Origin of the sequence: Helicobacter mehlei (assembly GCF_003660265.1) — a bacterium.
GTDB lineage: Bacteria > Campylobacterota > Campylobacteria > Campylobacterales > Helicobacteraceae > Helicobacter > Helicobacter mehlei.
The window spans coordinates 1-15,905 of sequence record NZ_QXQP01000007.1 but is presented as its reverse complement, the minus strand read 5'-3'; the positions used below and the strand labels follow the sequence as shown (position 1 = coordinate 15,905).

16 protein-coding genes are annotated in these 15,905 nt (G+C 46.8%); 8 read left to right on the top strand and 8 right to left on the bottom strand.

Annotation, left to right across the window (positions count from 1 at the left end):
* Positions 1–25: 25 nt before the first annotated feature.
* Complete coding sequence (locus tag EAO36_RS03530) at positions 26–880, bottom strand: pirin family protein (RefSeq protein ID WP_120955708.1); 855 nt, start codon at positions 878–880, stop codon at positions 26–28.
* A gap of 196 nt (positions 881–1,076) precedes the next feature.
* Positions 1,077–2,354 carry an isocitrate dehydrogenase (NADP(+)) gene (icd, locus tag EAO36_RS03525; protein ID WP_120955707.1) on the bottom strand — a complete coding sequence of 426 codons (1,278 nt, stop codon included), beginning with the start codon at positions 2,352–2,354 and terminating at the stop codon, positions 1,077–1,079.
* Positions 2,355–2,528: 174 nt separating this feature from the next.
* Between icd and EAO36_RS03520 the strand changes: the two genes are divergently transcribed.
* The 5 genes from EAO36_RS03520 to EAO36_RS03500 are packed head-to-tail and all read left to right on the top strand — an operon-like array spanning position 2,529 to position 7,676.
* On the top strand, positions 2,529–3,809 hold the full coding sequence (locus EAO36_RS03520; RefSeq protein ID WP_120947368.1) for a citrate synthase: 1,281 nt from the start codon (positions 2,529–2,531) through the stop codon (positions 3,807–3,809).
* A gap of 46 nt (positions 3,810–3,855) precedes the next feature.
* The gene (locus EAO36_RS03515; protein ID WP_120955706.1) at positions 3,856–5,406 is read left to right on the top strand and encodes a sulfatase-like hydrolase/transferase; all 1,551 of its coding nucleotides are present in this window, start codon (positions 3,856–3,858) and stop codon (positions 5,404–5,406) included.
* Positions 5,393–5,977 (top strand): lipid A 1-phosphatase LpxE, encoded by a 585-nt coding sequence (gene lpxE / locus EAO36_RS03510; protein WP_120947367.1) that lies wholly within the window; start codon positions 5,393–5,395, stop codon positions 5,975–5,977. The genes EAO36_RS03515 and lpxE overlap by 14 nt, the downstream gene beginning before the upstream one ends.
* Entirely contained in the window at positions 5,977–6,948 is a 972-nt protein-coding gene (gene hemB / locus EAO36_RS03505) for a porphobilinogen synthase (protein WP_120947366.1), read from the top strand. Before lpxE ends, hemB begins: the two co-directional genes overlap by 1 nt.
* Positions 6,948–7,676, top strand: coding sequence for a YebC/PmpR family DNA-binding transcriptional regulator (locus EAO36_RS03500; RefSeq protein WP_120947365.1), 729 nt, complete (start codon positions 6,948–6,950; stop codon positions 7,674–7,676). The genes hemB and EAO36_RS03500 overlap by 1 nt, the downstream gene beginning before the upstream one ends.
* Here the strand turns inward: EAO36_RS03500 and ruvX are convergent.
* The 5 genes from ruvX to ilvC are packed head-to-tail and all read right to left on the bottom strand — an operon-like array spanning position 7,643 to position 10,902.
* Positions 7,643–8,047: a Holliday junction resolvase RuvX gene (gene ruvX, locus EAO36_RS03495; RefSeq protein ID WP_185962966.1), complete on the bottom strand. Its 405-nt coding sequence runs from the start codon at positions 8,045–8,047 to the stop codon at positions 7,643–7,645. The two genes, EAO36_RS03500 and ruvX, sit on opposite strands and share 34 nt — an antisense overlap.
* Before the next feature lie 2 nt (positions 8,048–8,049).
* Positions 8,050–8,850 carry a DNA-processing protein DprA gene (gene dprA, locus EAO36_RS03490; protein ID WP_120947363.1) on the bottom strand — a complete coding sequence of 267 codons (801 nt, stop codon included), beginning with the start codon at positions 8,848–8,850 and terminating at the stop codon, positions 8,050–8,052.
* Entirely contained in the window at positions 8,837–9,088 is a 252-nt protein-coding gene (gene minE, locus EAO36_RS03485) for a cell division topological specificity factor MinE (RefSeq protein WP_120947362.1), read from the bottom strand. Before minE ends, dprA begins: the two co-directional genes overlap by 14 nt.
* Positions 9,085–9,885, bottom strand: a complete 801-nt coding sequence (gene minD / locus EAO36_RS03480; protein WP_120947361.1) for a septum site-determining protein MinD — start codon at positions 9,883–9,885, stop codon at positions 9,085–9,087. Before minD ends, minE begins: the two co-directional genes overlap by 4 nt.
* Before the next feature lie 9 nt (positions 9,886–9,894).
* Positions 9,895–10,902, bottom strand: coding sequence for a ketol-acid reductoisomerase (ilvC, locus tag EAO36_RS03475; protein WP_120947360.1), 1,008 nt, complete (start codon positions 10,900–10,902; stop codon positions 9,895–9,897).
* Positions 10,903–10,924: 22 nt separating this feature from the next.
* Between ilvC and EAO36_RS03470 the strand changes: the two genes are divergently transcribed.
* The 3 genes from EAO36_RS03470 to EAO36_RS08680 are packed head-to-tail and all read left to right on the top strand — an operon-like array spanning position 10,925 to position 15,391.
* Positions 10,925–13,615 carry a phosphoenolpyruvate carboxylase gene (locus EAO36_RS03470; protein WP_235852162.1) on the top strand — a complete coding sequence of 897 codons (2,691 nt, stop codon included), beginning with the start codon at positions 10,925–10,927 and terminating at the stop codon, positions 13,613–13,615.
* 2 nt (positions 13,616–13,617) lie between these two features.
* Positions 13,618–14,526: a hypothetical protein gene (locus EAO36_RS08685; protein WP_235852360.1), complete on the top strand. Its 909-nt coding sequence runs from the start codon at positions 13,618–13,620 to the stop codon at positions 14,524–14,526.
* Positions 14,471–15,391, top strand: coding sequence for a hypothetical protein (locus EAO36_RS08680; protein WP_235852359.1), 921 nt, complete (start codon positions 14,471–14,473; stop codon positions 15,389–15,391). The genes EAO36_RS08685 and EAO36_RS08680 overlap by 56 nt, the downstream gene beginning before the upstream one ends.
* Before the next feature lie 166 nt (positions 15,392–15,557).
* Here the strand turns inward: EAO36_RS08680 and EAO36_RS08445 are convergent, their stop codons facing one another.
* Positions 15,558–15,707 (bottom strand): hypothetical protein, encoded by a 150-nt coding sequence (locus EAO36_RS08445; RefSeq protein WP_162983019.1) that lies wholly within the window; start codon positions 15,705–15,707, stop codon positions 15,558–15,560.
* Between the last annotated feature and the right edge of the window lie 198 nt (positions 15,708–15,905).

Sequence of the window (15,905 nt, the reverse complement as noted above, 5' to 3'; positions counted from 1 at the left end):
AGAGAGAAAAACAGATCAATCTATCTTAAAGATTCCCAAAACGCCCCGAGCGCATGTCCTCTATGGCCTGTGCAATTTCTTGTTGGGTATTCATCACAAAGGGTCCGTATCCAGCGATAGGCTCATTTAAGGGTTCGCCTGTGAGCACAAGTACCTTAGCTTTTTCAAGGGTAGAAAAATTGATCTGTGATCCCCCTTTTTGGAAGGTCACGAGCTGTTCACGGTGAGCAAGATACCCTTCTAATTCCACCACACCATCCAGCACCAACATCAAGACATTGTGATTTTCTAGGACCTCTAAGCGCAAAGCATCGCCCTTATGCGCCTCTAGATCCCATAGATTGATGGGAGAAAAGGTTGTTGCCGGGCCTTTAACACCCCTTAACTCCCCTGCGATGATCCGTGCTTTGCTTGTGCCCTCTAAGGGTACGCTTGGGATATCCTGTGCGCTAATCGCTTGGTATTTAGGAGAGGTCAATTTATGGGCTTTGGGCAAATTCACCCAAAGTTGCACCATTTCAAACACCCCGCCCTCTTTGGAAAATTTTTGGGAGTAAAATTCTTGGTGGATGATGCCAGAACCTGCCGTCATCCATTGTACATCCCCGGGGGTGATAACCCCACCTCCCCCATGCGAATCGGCATGTTCCACTTCGCCACTATAGGCAATCGTAACCGTCTCAAAGCCCTTATGCGGGTGTGATCCCACGCCAAACTCCCCCCCACCGCCTTTAAAATGATAGGGTGCGTTGTAATCTAAAAGCAAAAACGGATCGCAATTCTTGTGCGTATCGTGGTAACTAAACATGGAGGCGACATAAAACCCATTGCCCACCCAATGCTTAGAGGGTGCATCATAAATCTTATCGACTTGTTTCATCTGTTCTCCTTACAACAAAACTTGGTAGCCATTTCAACCACTCTCCAAAACTGATATTTATTGACACGCACAACCCAAGACAACCAAAAACAAGACACGATCGTTAGTTTAAGATTCATGCCCCAAAACACAGAACTCCAAAAAACCTTAGCCCCTCCCATGGCTACCCCCACCCCTCCTAATTTTGCCCCGCTCCTCACAAATGTGCGATAATCACCTCGCCAAATTCTGAGCTAGAAACTTCGGTTGCGCCCTCCATCAAACGCGCAAAGTCATAAGTTACTTTTTTGCTCTCGATGGCTTTTTGCATGCCTTTAACAATCAGATCGGCTGCTTCTACCCAGCCCATATGGCGCAACATCATCTCCGCGCTCAAAATAATGGACCCCGGATTGACCTTGTTTTGTCCGGCGTATTTGGGTGCAGTCCCATGTGTAGCTTCAAACATTGCCACGCTGTCATTCATGTTGGCTCCCGGAGCGATTCCAATCCCTCCCACCATTGCGGCCAACGCGTCTGAGATATAATCCCCATTTAAGTTCATCGTGGCGATCACATCGTATTCAGCCGGGCGCAACAAAATTTGTTGCAAGAAAGCATCGGCAATCATGTCCTTGATCACAATTTCTTTACCCGTTTTAGGGTTTTTAAGCACACACCATGGACCCTTGTCCAGCAATTTTGCCCCAAACTCTCTTTGGGCTAGGGCATAACCCCATTTCATAAACGCCCCCTCCGTGTATTTCATAATGTTACCTTTGTGCACAAAGGTGAGACTAGCGCGATCGTTGTCGATGGTGTATTGGATCGCCTTGCGCACAAGTCTTTCTGTGCCCTCTAGGCTAATGGGCTTAATGCCTATGCTACTGGTTTGGGGGAAGCGGATTTTAGAAACTTTAAGTTCTTCTTGTAAAAACTTGATGAGCTTTTTAGCCTCGGGGCTGTCTTGGTTAAATTCGATTCCTGCGTAAATATCCTCGCTATTTTCGCGAAAAATCACCATATCCACCTTACCCGGCTCTTTAACCGGGCTAGGGCTAGAATACCAACGCACGGGGCGCAGACATACATACAAATCCATTTTTTGGCGCAAAGCGACATTTAAAGACCTAAAGCCTTCACCCACAGGTGTCGTCAAAGGTCCTTTAATAGAAACTTTGAAATGGTTGATTGCCTCGATGGTGTCTGGCAAGAGCCATTGTTCTTCAAGACTCAGTTCTGCGTGCTCTTTGAATTTATTGTAGCATTTTTCCCCCACAAAGACCTCATACCATGCGATTTTTTTCGCACCCTTATAGGCTTTTTGCACAGCCGCATCCACCACTTTACGCATCACCGGGGTAATATCTACGCCAATGCCATCACCCTCAATAAAGGGAATGATGGGGTGGCTTGGGACATGCAATTTGCCATCCTTGACACTGATTGCTTCCCCCTCTGTGGGCAAAGACAAATATTTAGGCTTGTAAGACATTTGATGTTCTCCTTAAAAATTTTTTAACATTCTAGCACAGAAAATCTAATATTGCATGTAGGTCATTTTTACATATTAAAACAAGCTTAAGTGGGCAAGCATTCTTTGGTGTGTGGGACTACTTCAATGTTTAATAATATTTGATCTTGTATAATGGGACAAAAAAGGAAATCTATGTCAATTACACTAACTAACAATGAAACCGGCGAAAAGTTTGAGTTTGGAACGATCGCTAGCACAAGAGGTCCCCTAGCCATTGATTTTTCTAAACTCTATGAAAGCGCGGGGATGGTCTCTTATGACCCGGGTTATTCTTCTACGGCGGGGTGCAAATCCACCATTAGTTACATTGATGGCAAAAAAGGCGAGCTTTACTACAAGGGACACCCCATTGAAGAGCTGGTTGCCAAGTATAAATATGTCGATGTGTGTAAGCTTTTGCTAACTGACGAACTGCCCAAAAATGAAAGCGAGTCCCTGGAGTTTGAGCTAGAATTGCGCCACCGCAGTTTTATCCACGGGACTTTGATGAACATGTTTGCCGCCTTCCCCACCAATGCCCACCCGATGGCAAAGCTCAGTAGTGGAGTGTCTATTCTCTCCACCTTCTATTTTGATCACGCCGTGATGAACACCGAAGAGGATTACCAAACGATGGCTAGGCGTATTGTGGCTAAAATGCCCACCTTAGCGGCTATTTGTTATCGCAATGAAATTGGCGCACCCATTATTTACCCCGATGTGGGGCGTAGCTATATTGAAAATATTTTATTCATGCTAAGAGCCTATCCACATGGGCGCTTAAAACACGAATTGCATGGCGAAAGTGAAATCACCCCCTTAGAAGTGGAAGCCTTTGATAAGATTTTGACCCTACATGCCGATCACGGGCAAAACGCCTCTTCAACCACCGTGCGTAATGTCGCCTCTACGGGTGTGCATCCTTATGCGGCTATCAGTGCGGGCATCAGTGCCTTGTGGGGGCATTTGCATGGCGGTGCTAATGAAAAAGTCTTGCTCCAAATGGAGGAGATCGGAGATGTTAAGAATGTTGAAAAATACATCGCCCGCGTGAAAGACAAAAATGACCCCTTTAAGCTTATGGGCTTTGGGCATCGGGTCTATAAAAGTTACGATCCCAGAGCGCGGATTTTAAAGAAACTCAAGGATGACCTACAAGCCAAGGGCATTAAAATGAATCCTAGACTAGATGAGATTGCCGCTAAAGTTGAAGAGGTCGCCCTGAAAGATGAATATTTTATCTCCCGCAACCTCTATCCTAATGTAGATTTTTACTCGGGCACGATCTTAACCGCCTTGAAAATCCCCACGCGTTTTTTCACCCCCGTGTTTGTGATCGGGCGCACGGTGGGCTGGTGTGCGCAACTTTTAGAACATGTGAAAAACTCCCAAGCTCGAATCACAAGACCCAGACAAGTCTATGTAGGCAAATAAAAGCGGTTGTTAGGAATTTGATGGGGTGGGGCTTTAGGAGTTGGTGTTGTTAAGATTTTTTAAAAAGCCCTTACCTTTTTTTACCGTTCTTTTATTTTATAGCCTTGTCTCTTTGTTACTCTTCCATAAGCCTCTTTTGGATTATATTTTAAAACACGGAGGTGGGGTGGGGATTGTCATCAGCGTAGCGATTGCCTATGTCTGCACCACCAACATGATTTTAACTGTGTTCTCTTTGTTAGGCAATAAATGCATGCAGGCTGTTCTTGCTTTTTTGACTCTGTGCAATGCCCTTGCCTTTTATTTTATCCACACCTACCATGTCTTTTTGACTAGGGCGATGATGGGGAATGTTTTTAACACCAACACCCACGAGGCGGGTGCATTTTTGGGGGGGAGTTTGTGGCTCTATGGGGTGCTAGGCTTGGGGTTAGCTATGTTGTTTTATGCCATCCCCATTGCCAAACCAAAATTAAAAACCAAAGCGAGCATTTTTCTAGGCTCGGCACTTGTGTTTTTTATTTGGAGCTTCACGCATGCCAAACAATGGCTCTTTTTGGATCACCATGCCAAAAATATCGGTGGGTTGGCTCTGCCCTATAGCTATAGCGTGAATGCCATCCGTGTTGCCTTGCATGCGATACATCAAACCCCCCCCAAACTCTTAGAAAATACCCCCATCCATGCCCACAATACGATCGTGGTCTTAGCTATAGGCGAGAGTGCTAGGCGGGCTAATTATGGCATTTATGGCTACCCTAGAGCCACCACACCCAAATTACAAAAACGCATGGATAAGCATGAAATCTTAGCCCTCAAAGCCACCTCTTGTGCCACCTACACCACCGCCGCGCTGGCATGCATGCTAGCCCCCAAATCAGGCTATGAAAATCTGCCCTCATTTTTGCAAAGACAAGGCGTTAAGGTGGTGTGGTTGAGCTTGAATGATGCCGAACCCCCCATGAAGATTGATTGGAAACCCCCCTTACCCCTTTGGCAAGATTGGCTCAAACAAAAGGGTGTTGATCCCCAAATTTTAAGCTTTGATGAAGCCCTAGCCCTTGCCTTGCCCCATGTGTTGGAGCGTTACCCTAAGGATAATGTTTTGATCATCTTGCACCTCAAGGGCTCACATGGTCCGCTGTATGTGGATAAAGTGCCCCCCAATTTTGCCCCCTTTAAGCCCCTTTGCACCCATAGCGAGCCCAACACTTGTAGCCTAGAAAGTTTGGTGAATGCCTATGATAACACCATCGCCTATAACGACCAAGTGCTCGATCACATGGTGGATACCCTGCAACACAGCCCCAAACCGGCGTTGTTGTTGTATATGAGCGATCATGGGGAGAGTTTGGGCGAGCATGGCATGTATTTGCACGGCACGCCCTACCTCATCGCCCCCGATTTGCAAAAACAAGTCCCCTTTATTGTCTATGCCAATGATGCCTTTAAAACCACACACCATTTTAAAACCATTAAGCAAGACTACCAGCAAAGCGTGATTTTTTCTAGCATTTTAGGGGCTTTTGGCGCACAAAAACCTTGTAATGCCTATACCCCCGATTTAGACATTTTTAAAGCCCATGAACAGCACTAAATTTAAAGCCCTCTACCCCCAAAGTTTCCCCAAACAATTCCCTTTTAAAAGCATTGCCTTTTTTGTTTTGCTCTTTATAATCGGGGCGATCACCCCCTTCCCCAAGATCGCCAAGCAACCCCAAGTTCCCCTAGTTTTTAGCACCACCGAACATTATGCCCGTTTTGTGCCCACCATCGCCTCTTTTGCCCTGCCCTTAATCAAACGCGATCCGATTGGTTTGATCCAAATTATCCATGTGAGTATCGCTACGACCATTGCCACGCATTCCCTCAAATGGGGGCTAAATAATGTCGTGCTTTCTGGGCGGCGTTTGGGTGAGCGCCCCAATGGGAGTTCTAAAAACATGCCCAGCGGGCATTCTTCAATGGTTGCTTGCGCCCTAGCTTTTTTGGTGCGCCGTTATGGCTGGGTGTGGCTGATCTTTTTGCCCCTAGCATTTTTAACTATGGGGGCGCGCATCTATTACAATGCCCACACCATCGGCGCGCTCATAGCTGGTTTTAGTGTCGGCGTGCTGTGCGTGCTATTTTTAACCAGCCCTGATCAAAATAAGAAAAAGGATTTTTGATGTTTAGACGCTTGAGACGTTTGCGATCTACAGAGAACTTACGCGCATTAGTGCGTGAAACAAGGCTTAATATTGCTGATTTCATCGCACCTTTGTTTGTACTAGAGGGGGCGGGTGTGGCTAACCCGATTGCCTCTATGCCCGGGGTTTTCCAAATGAGCGTGGATGTGATCTTAAAAGAATGTGCCTTATTGGAAGATTTAGGCATTCAAGCCGTGCTGTTATTTGGAATCCCCGGCCACAAGGATGCGCAGGGCTCTAGTGCCCTCAATGCCGATCACATAGTGGCTAAAGCCACACGCGCCATTAAAAAAGAGTTTAGCTCTTTAGTGGTGATCGCCGATCTGTGTTTTTGTGAATACACTGATCACGGGCATTGTGGCATTTTGCACGATCAAAGCGTGGATAATGACAAAACCCTAGAGATTTTGGACAAGCAAGCTGTTATCCTAGCCCAAAGCGGGGTAGATGTGATCGCGCCTAGCGCGATGATGGATGGCATGGTCTATGCGATTCGCCAAGCTCTTGATCGACAAGGATTCACCCACCTACCCATTATGAGTTACTCCACTAAGTTTGCCAGCAGTTATTATGGCCCCTTTAGAGATGTAGCGCAATCCAGCCCCAGTTTTGGGGATCGCAAGAGCTACCAAATGGATTATGCCAACCCCAGAGAGGCGATCTTAGAGAGTCTAGAAGATGAAGTTCAAGGGGCGGATATTCTCATGGTTAAGCCCGCTTTGGCTTACCTAGACATAGTGCATGCCATTAGGAAGCGCACGCTTTTACCCCTCGCCCTTTACAATGTGAGCGGAGAATATGCGATGTTCAAACTAGCCCAAGCCCACAATCTTATGGATTACGATCGCTTGCTTTTAGAAACCATGACCGCTTTTAAGCGTGCGGGGGCGGATATGATCATTAGTTACCACGCCAAAGAAGTGGCGCAACTTTTACAGAAAGGATTTTAATGGGACGTGCTTTTGAATACCGCCGCGCGGCCAAGGAAAAACGCTGGGATAAAATGAGTAAGATTTTCCCCAAATTAGCCAAAGCCATCACGCTAGCAGCCAAAGAGGGTGGGGGCGATCCAGCCAGCAATGCCAAATTACGCACCGCCATACTCAACGCCAAGGCCCAAAATATGCCCAAAGACAACATCGAAGCAGCCATCAAGCGCGCCAACAGCAAAGAGGGGCATTTAGTAGAGGTCAATTATGAGGGCAAGGCTAACCATGGGGTTTTACTCTTTATGGAATGTATGACTGATAACCCCACACGCACAGTCGCCAATCTTAAAAGTTACTTCAACAAGACCCCCGGGGCTAGTATGGTGCCCAATGGATCGCTAGAATTTATGTTTGGTCGCAAAAGCGTTTTTGAGGGCTTACTAGCTAATCTGCCCCTCTCACTAGAGGACATGGAATTAGCCTTAATTGATTATGGGCTAGAATCCCTAGAGATCATCGATCAAAGCTTTTTGGTGCTGGGGGATTACCAAAACTTCAAGCAATTACAAGAGGGCTTTGAGAGTTTGCAAATCCCGATTCAAAAGGCTTGCTTGCAACGCATCCCCACATCGCCCATTTCTTTAAGCCAGCAAGCCCTAGCCGAGATTGAAAAACTCTTGGATCGCATCGAAGAAGATGAGGATGTGATCGCACTTTATAGCAATATTGAAGGTGTAGAAGCCACATAACGCCTTAAGATTTCACAAGCAGCCAAACTATCTAGCATGCCGTTTTTGCGGGCTTGTTGGCGTTGTTTGTGGCTAAGGTGGGCGATCTCCTCTAAGGCTAGCTCGCTACTACTGCTCTCACCCACATAGACAATGGGTGCAAAATCGAGCAAACCCACAAAGTGTAGGATGCGCGCACGTGTGGTGGCGTAGTGTTCATCGGGCAAACCCACGATAAGTGTATCAGGCTTTTTGAGCTCTAAAAACGTTTGGAGTTGTTGGCTGGCTTGTTGGCGGTTATGGCGTAAAATGGGCTCTAGGGGCAAGATGACCCCTTGCACACACATAGCAAGCCCGATGCGCTTCAAGCCAATATCTGCGGCTAACAAGATCATTAAGCTAAAATCACCCGCCCATCTTGGCGTTTGATCACCCCTAAAAGCTCTTGTTCTAAGAGAAAATCCCCGTAAATCGCATAAGCCTCTTCAAAACTAGGTCTTTGGCTACAAAAGCGTAAAAAATCGCTTGATTCTGGCTCTCTTGGGGGTTTTAGACCATAATCTTGAGCCAAGCGGGTACAAAAGTGTTCCAAATCATAAATCGCTTGGGCCTTGTTTTGCTCTAAAAGCCCTTGAGTGCCTAGACTCTCACCTAAGCGTTGGGGCAAGACAAAGAGGGGTTTTTGTTGCTCTAAGGCTAGCCTAGCACTCACCATTGACCCGCTATGCATGTTTGCCTCAGCAATCACCACCACATCGCTTAAAGCCACCACTAGGCGGTTGCGCTCCAAAAAAGAATGCCTGTAGGGCAGAAAATTTTTTGCATACTCACTGATGATCAGGCCTTCCTGAGCGATTTGGCGGATAATGGGCGCATTGGAGGGCGGGTAGATATAGTCCAAACTGCAAGGGGCGAGCATGATCGTGGCGGGCAGGGCATTTTTTTGGGCACTAATATCCACCCCCAAAGCCCCACCGCTCACCACCACGCCCCCCATGCGTGCAATTTGTTTGGCAAGCTGGGCAGTGGTGTGGCGGGTATAAAGACTGGGTTTGCGCGTGCCCACAATGGCGATCTTGCAAGGTGCGTCTAATAAACGGGTGTTGCCCACACAATAAAGGGTTTTAGGGGCATCTTTAAGCCCCTTAATCTCCAAAGCTAATGGTTCAAAAATAAAACCGCTAGCAAGAGCCATCGCCCTGACTTAGTACAATTTCAACTTCTAGGGTATTGGTGTTGTGGCTAGAATTGGTGCGCACATTGATCGTTGTGCTGTGGGTGTATTTTTGCACGACAGCTAGGATTTCTTTTTTCATCTCCTCAATGTAGGGCAAACGCATGCTACGCTCATAGGCTAGCACCAAAGTCAAGCGATCCTTAGCGACATTGGCACTGCTCCCCCCCTTAAACCACTTATCCAAAAAGGCACTCATGCAAACCAACCCTTGAGCGTACCCACCAAGCCCTTTTTACTCTTAAATTGTGCAAATTCCACTTCTTGCCCCAAAAGTCTTTGCGTGATCCGTCTAAAGGCTAGGGCACTAGGGCTTTGGGTATAGATAATAGGCTCACCCGTGTTGGTCGCTGAGATGATCTTATCATCTTCGGGCACAAGCCCAATCAAGGGCAAGGCTAGGATTTTAAGCACATCTTCATTAGAAAGCATTTCTTGTTTTTCAACTAAATTAGGCTTGATGCGGTTGATCAAAATGTGCTTGGGCATTTCCTGCCCCTCTTGAATCCTTTGGCTTTTGGCATCAATAATGCCAATCACCCGATCGCTATCCCTAACACTGCTCACCTCTGGGGTTACCACGATAATGGCGCGATCGGCAAAGAGCATGGCATGTTCAAACCCGCTTTCAATGCCCGCAGGCGAGTCGATCAACACAAATTCAAATTGGGCTCTTAACTCTTGGATCAAGGCCTGCACCTTACTTTTATCCAAGATATTTTTATCCTTGCTTTGGGAGGCGGGCAAAAAATGCAGGTTTTTGGTGCGCTTATCTTGGATCAAGGCTTGGGATAACTTGCAATTGCCCTCCATCACATCCACCACATCATAAACAATGCGGTTTTCTAAGCCCAAAATCATGTCCAGATTACGCAAACCAATGTCAAAATCAATCGCCACGACTTTTTTATCTTGTTGGGCTAGCCCGATGGCTAGATTTGCCGTTGTGGTGCTCTTGCCCACCCCTCCCTTGCCACTTGTGATGGTGATGATCACAATCTCTCCTTATGCCTTGAATAAATGCGCGCGCAAATGCGCCCCCACTTGTTCTAAGGGCTGGTTAGCTAGCTGGCTTTTATTTTGTGTTAGCATTTTATGCCCCCCTTGTGCCTCCTGCATAAAGGCGCGCGTAAATTCCCCACTCTCAATTTGGCTCAAGAGTTCTTGCATGCGCGCTTTGCTCTCCAAGTTGATGAGTTTTTGGGCGGCTAGTAGCCCTCCGTATTCGGCGGTGTTGGAGATATGCTCTTGCATGCTAACCAGACCCTTGTTGTAAATCAAATCCGCAATGAGCTTGATCTCATGCACGCATTCAAAATAGGCTAACTCCGCTGGGTAACCCGCCTCCAGCAAAGTATTAAAGGCATTTTGCAACAAGCCCACCAGCCCGCCACACAAAACAGCTTGTTCGCCAAAAAGATCAGCGCATGCCTCATGTTTAAAAGTCGTCTCTAAAATCCCCACCCGCCCTGAGCCAATGGCGATCGCATAGCTTAGAGCCAGATCACGGGCATTGCCTTGTTGGCTGTCTTGTTCCACCCCCACAAGTGCAAATAATCCGCTATTTTGCTGGTACTTTTCCCTGAGTGCATAACCTGGACCCTTGGGGGCACACAAGATCACCCCCACCCCCTTTGGGGCTTGAATCTGCTTGAAATGCACACTAAAGCCATGGGCAAAGAGTAAGGTTTGATTAGGTCTTAAAAAAGGAGCGATCTCTTGGGTATAAACTTGTTGGTGAATCTCATCAGGGAGCATCACGGCTAGTAGATCGCACTCTTGGGCACATTCAGAGACACTGCAAACCTCAAAGCCCTCTTGTTGGGCTAGAGAGGTGCTGTTGCTATGTGCATATAACCCGATTTGCACATCTACGCCACTATCACGCAAATTGAGCGCATGCGCGCACCCTTGTGCCCCATAGCCCAAAACACCCACGCGTTGGGATGTGATCAAGCCCAAATCGCCATCTTGATCCGTGTAAATGGGTAAAAAACCCCCAAACCCCGCCATGCATTACCTTATTTGTATTATAATGGGCACTATTGTAAATAAAAACAACTTAAGGTTTGTTTGTATCGGGGGCACGGTGAATCAACAAGTCCATCAAGAATTAGCCTTTTTAGACCACATGATACTAGAAATTCTCCAGGAATTTAGCCCCACCACCACGCATTATTTTTTGACCCTCAAAAGCCTATTTGAAGGCAATTTGAAGGGGCAAGAGCAGATCACCCAGACATTGGAAAAAATCGCCTCTTCAGACCAGATTTTGGGCGTAATCAAAGCCTTTTCGCTTTACAACATCTTGATCAATATCCTAGAAGATCGCCATAAAACCCCCACACTAGGCGTGCGCCAAGCTTATAGGGCTCTTATGCAAGAGGGTTTCCAAGCAGATTTATTAAATCAAAATGCCACCCACACCACTTTTTATCCCGTGTTCACTGCCCACCCCACCCAGTCCATGCGCCGCACCTTTTTAGAGGCGATTCAAGAGATTTACCAAGATTTGGCGATCCTCTTTGATCACACTTGTAACCCCACAAGTACGCATGGAGCTAAAACCCGTTTAGCCTATCGCTTGCGTTTGCTGTGGAAAAGCCATTTGGTGCGTCAAGAACGCCTAGAAGTGCTCTTTGAGCTGGACAACTTGCTGTATATCTTAGAAAATTCCTTTTTGCCCAGTTGTCAAGACCTTTTTCAAGAAATCCAAGACATGTTAGGCAAACCACTGGATCGCGCACCTATTTGTCTGGGGAGCTGGATCGGAGGTGATCGGGATGGCAACCCCTTTGTGAGTAATGCCCTCTTGCACCAAGTCGTGTTGATCCAACATGAGTTTATTATTAATCTCTATCTCAAGCACACTGCCCAACTCCAACGCGAACTCTCCATCTCCAGCGATTTTTGCACAATATCACAAGCCTTGCAAGCCGACTTACAAGCCCATTACCACAAACTAGACCCCACCAGTGCGCGTTTGCACCCCAAAGAGCCCTTTAGAGCCAAGTTGGTTTTAATGCAAACCAAGCTTAAAAACCGCCTCATCGCGCTTAACTCCCCCTTGCCCATAGACTTTGCCTACCACAATGCCCAAGAATTACTCACCGACATTGATTTATTGTTAGATAACCTAGAACCCAGTTTGCAACCATCTTTGTGGCACTTTAAGCATTTGGTTTTACTCTGTGGTTTCCATCTGTTGCGTTTGGATTTTCGCGAGCACCGCGAGGTGTTTTTGCATAGCCTCAGTGAGGTGTTTTGCTTGTTAGGATGGGCGACTAATGATTTTCACCGCTTAGATGAATCCCAAAAGTTAGAGATTTTAAACCACGCCCTAGACTTAGAGCCCGTGCATTTGTTAGACTTGATTCCTAAGGTCAGCGAAAGCACCAAGCGGTTATTAGAGGCGTTTTTAAACATGGTTTGGGCTAAATCCCAAATCGCCCCCGAAGTTTTTAGCTCTGTGATAGTCTCCATGACAACCCAAGCAAGTGATTTATTATGCGTGCTGTGGCTAGCTAAACAAGCAGGCTTGGCGATCAAAAAAGGGGTCAATACCTTAAAAATTGCGATCACACCCCTTTTTGAAACCATCCATGACTTGCAGAACGCCCCACATATCATGCAAATCCTGCATGCTAATCTCCACTACCAAGCCTATTTAGAGTGCATGGACTCCCAACAAGAGATCATGATTGGGTATTCGGATTCGAGCAAAGATGGGGGGATTTTTGCGAGCAATTATAATCTCTATGGGGCTATTAGCAATTTGATAGCCTTGGGGCAAAAATTGGGTATCCGCTTTTTGCTTTTCCATGGTCGGGGTGGGAGTGTCAGTCGTGGGGGGGGGAATTTAGAAGATGCCTTGCTGAGTGCCCCCGTGCAAAGCGTGCAGGGTGCATTGAAAATCACAGAGCAAGGCGAGATGATCAGCACGCGTTATCTGAACGCCACCAGTGCGCGCCACAACCTCTCTAGCATGATGGGTGCATTGCTCAAAAAAAGAGGCTACGATCAAAATAACCCCAGTGTGAATCACCCCCAAAACCCCACCATGCAAGCCATTTCCAACATTTCTTACCAAACCTATAGAGAACTCTACACCCACCCGGATTTTTTGGATTATTTTAAAGCCGCCACGCCCATTAGCTTTATCCAAGAACTCAATTTAGGTTCGCGCCCCTCCAAGCGTAAAGAGAGTAGCCACATTGAGGATTTGCGCGCCATCCCATGGGTCTTTGCTTGGACGCAAAATCGGAGTATTTTACCGGCATGGTATGGGGTAGGCAGTGGGTTAGAAAGTGTGGGGGATTTGCCCCTTTTGCGCCACCACTACCAAAGGGGTGGTTTTTTTAAAGTGGTGCTGGATAATATCTCCCAAGTGCTTTTAAAGGTAGATTTGCAAATTGCCTCCCAATACCACGCCTTTGCTAAAGATAACCCCAGTGCAACGTATATTTGGGCAAAAATTGTGGGCGAATTTGAAAAAACCATGCGCTGGATTTTAGCAGTACGCTCAGAAGAGAGTCTTTTAGAGAGCGATGGTATGGTGCAACAAAGTATTTTGTTACGCAAACCCTATATCAATGCGCTCAATTATCTCCAAATTGAGCTCATCAAGCAATTCAAGCAAGCCACCCAAGCTGAACACGCCCAACTTAAAACCTATATCCAAAGCACTTTAATTGGCATCGCCCAAGGCATGCGTAACACGGGGTGATGATGCAAAAATGGTTTCTTTTATTGTTGTTGGTGGGCAGTCTGCAAGCTTTGGTGATCCAGACCTCTGAGGATTTGGATTTAAAAAAAGCGGTGGGTACTTTTCAAGGTGCTGTGTTTTACAAAAACGCCCCCCAAAAGCATTTGATCATTCAGGGCGTGTATAAACTGCAAGGTGCCAAGCTCATCTTAGAAGCGACCCATCTTCAAAAAATCCCGCCCAATAAAAAGCTCAAACCCACCACCCACCCCCTCTCCCAAGTCCAAGCCACGCAAAATTTAGGCACTATGCGTCTAAAGAAAATTGCCAAGGGGAGCAAGATTTACTTTAAAGAACCTAACTTGCAAAAAATGGCAAGTCTTTTAGGCGTGGATTATGCCCAGTACGTGGCTAGCCAAAAAGTCCCGGGCATTTTAAACCCCACTGCCCCCACCCCCTCACAAAGCCCAACTTCTGCTAACCCCCCAACCACACAAACTAACCCAACTAACCCCAAGACTTTGAGCAGCACCCCTAAAACCAGCACCCCTAGAAGTTACCAACGCTCCACCCGCAAAGTTGGGACAAGAACTAGGCGGAGTCCAACTAGGTCTAAAGGCACCAGTAGGCGCACCTATACCTCTAAAAGCACAAGAAGTAGGGGCACAGCCATTAGAACTGGTCGGACAAAAACACCAAGTCTTACAAGCACCAAAACCCCCCAAAGCACCCCAGTAGCCCAAACTCACCCCCAAACTTCTTTAGTGCAAAGCAACCCCGCCACACCTCCGGCACCCCCTCAAGCTTACCAACCTAGTCCCCCTAGCTCCAGTTATACCCCTAGCTACATCCCCATGCCCCTACCTGAGAGTAATTTTGTCCCCTCAAGAAGCCCTAGCCCCACTACCCCCCCAAACAACCCCCACAACTAAACCCCCCCAAGAAGCCCTCGTAGCCGAAAATGGAATCAAGAAAGAAAATTTGGCTAAAGAAGCAGAATCCAAACAAGTGCCCTCAAGCGAGTCTCCTAAAACCTCTATGGAATCCACCACCATCCAGCATGGAGCGGGCATGGGAGAGATGCAGGAGTTTGCATGCGGGCATTGGACTTATGATGATGGTAAGTTAGAGGCTTATCGCCCCAGCGTGATGCGCGGTCTAGACAAAGCTAGCGGGCAGTATTTGGATTTAAGCCCGTGCAATTTAGAAGCCGACCCCACAAGTGGCAAGGGTGGCAAAATTGTGCTTGCCTATACCCAACTTCCCGACAAAATAGAAGTGTTAGGGCCCACCACAACTATACACACTTTTAAACTGAGCAAGGCTAATTATTCTGAAGGGCGTTGTTATAAGGCACGGACACGCCAATGTTTGCATATTGAGCCTAGTAGTAACCAAGAATGGAGTAGCACTTATAGCACCACCACAACCAAGATCACCAAAACCTACAAACGCCCGCCTCAAGTGGGGAGTGCCATTTCTACAGAATATATTAAAGTCCTAGAGGAAAACAAGGCAGAACGCAAGAGTGCCATCAAGGATAACGGATTGGGTTTGAGCGATCAATTCATGGAATTTGTGGAAATCTATCAGGGGCAGTATTTGGACGATCAGATCAAAAATTCACCTGAGTATGTGGCGTGGAAAGAGCGTTTTGTGCGCCCCGGTCATGGCACATGCAGCCAATATGAGATCGAAAAACTCATCACCAATAAAAAAGTGCTCCCCAGCATCCACAACACCCGCATTATATGCGTGAAAAGTGGGGATTTTTTACTAGAGAACAAGCAACCTTAGTCAAAATAGCATGCAATATTTTAAACAATCTCCCAAGTCTATTGCGGGGTATTGCTGGTTTTAGATCGTTTTTTTACAGAGTTATATCAATGATTACCATTTTTTTGGTAGAATGGGCCACCTGATTTTATCATTCAGGAATACTTTTGTTTAAGGAGACAGCATGTCAGGACATAGCGAAGAATGTTGCCACGGGCACGACAACGAGTGTAGCGAACACCACCATCACCACCACCACCATTATCATGGTGGCACACACCACCACCACCATCACCATCATGGCGAACACCACCACCACCATGATGGGGATCACCATCACCACCACAAAGATTAAGGTGCATCAGCCCCGGTCACGCCGGGGTGGCGCGGATACATCCCATCTTCTCGCTTTATTTAGTTTAGCCTTTTGAACCTATTTCTCATACAGCCGATCCCCACAATAAATTCTCTTTCTCTTGATATCAAACTGGGGGCTAAAGAGATTTTTAGATTCTAGATTATCTTTAGTGTGAAT

Excerpts from the sequence above, each read along its gene's own strand:
- EAO36_RS03530 (WP_120955708.1), bottom strand. The coding sequence starts at position 880 with ATGAAACAAGTCGATAAGATTTATGATGCACCCTCTAAGCATTGGGTG.
- icd (WP_120955707.1), bottom strand. The coding sequence starts at position 2,354 with ATGTCTTACAAGCCTAAATATTTGTCTTTGCCCACAGAGGGGGAAGCA.
- EAO36_RS03520 (WP_120947368.1), top strand. The coding sequence starts at position 2,529 with ATGTCAATTACACTAACTAACAATGAAACCGGCGAAAAGTTTGAGTTT.
- lpxE (WP_120947367.1), top strand. The coding sequence starts at position 5,393 with ATGAACAGCACTAAATTTAAAGCCCTCTACCCCCAAAGTTTCCCCAAA.
- hemB (WP_120947366.1), top strand. The coding sequence starts at position 5,977 with ATGTTTAGACGCTTGAGACGTTTGCGATCTACAGAGAACTTACGCGCA.
- EAO36_RS03500 (WP_120947365.1), top strand. The coding sequence starts at position 6,948 with ATGGGACGTGCTTTTGAATACCGCCGCGCGGCCAAGGAAAAACGCTGG.
- dprA (WP_120947363.1), bottom strand. The coding sequence starts at position 8,850 with ATGGCTCTTGCTAGCGGTTTTATTTTTGAACCATTAGCTTTGGAGATT.
- minE (WP_120947362.1), bottom strand. The coding sequence starts at position 9,088 with ATGAGTGCCTTTTTGGATAAGTGGTTTAAGGGGGGGAGCAGTGCCAAT.
- ilvC (WP_120947360.1), bottom strand. The coding sequence starts at position 10,902 with ATGGCGGGGTTTGGGGGTTTTTTACCCATTTACACGGATCAAGATGGC.
- EAO36_RS03470 (WP_235852162.1), top strand. The coding sequence starts at position 10,925 with ATGGGCACTATTGTAAATAAAAACAACTTAAGGTTTGTTTGTATCGGG.
- EAO36_RS08685 (WP_235852360.1), top strand. The coding sequence starts at position 13,618 with ATGCAAAAATGGTTTCTTTTATTGTTGTTGGTGGGCAGTCTGCAAGCT.
- EAO36_RS08445 (WP_162983019.1), bottom strand. The coding sequence starts at position 15,707 with ATGGTGATCCCCATCATGGTGGTGGTGGTGTTCGCCATGATGGTGATG.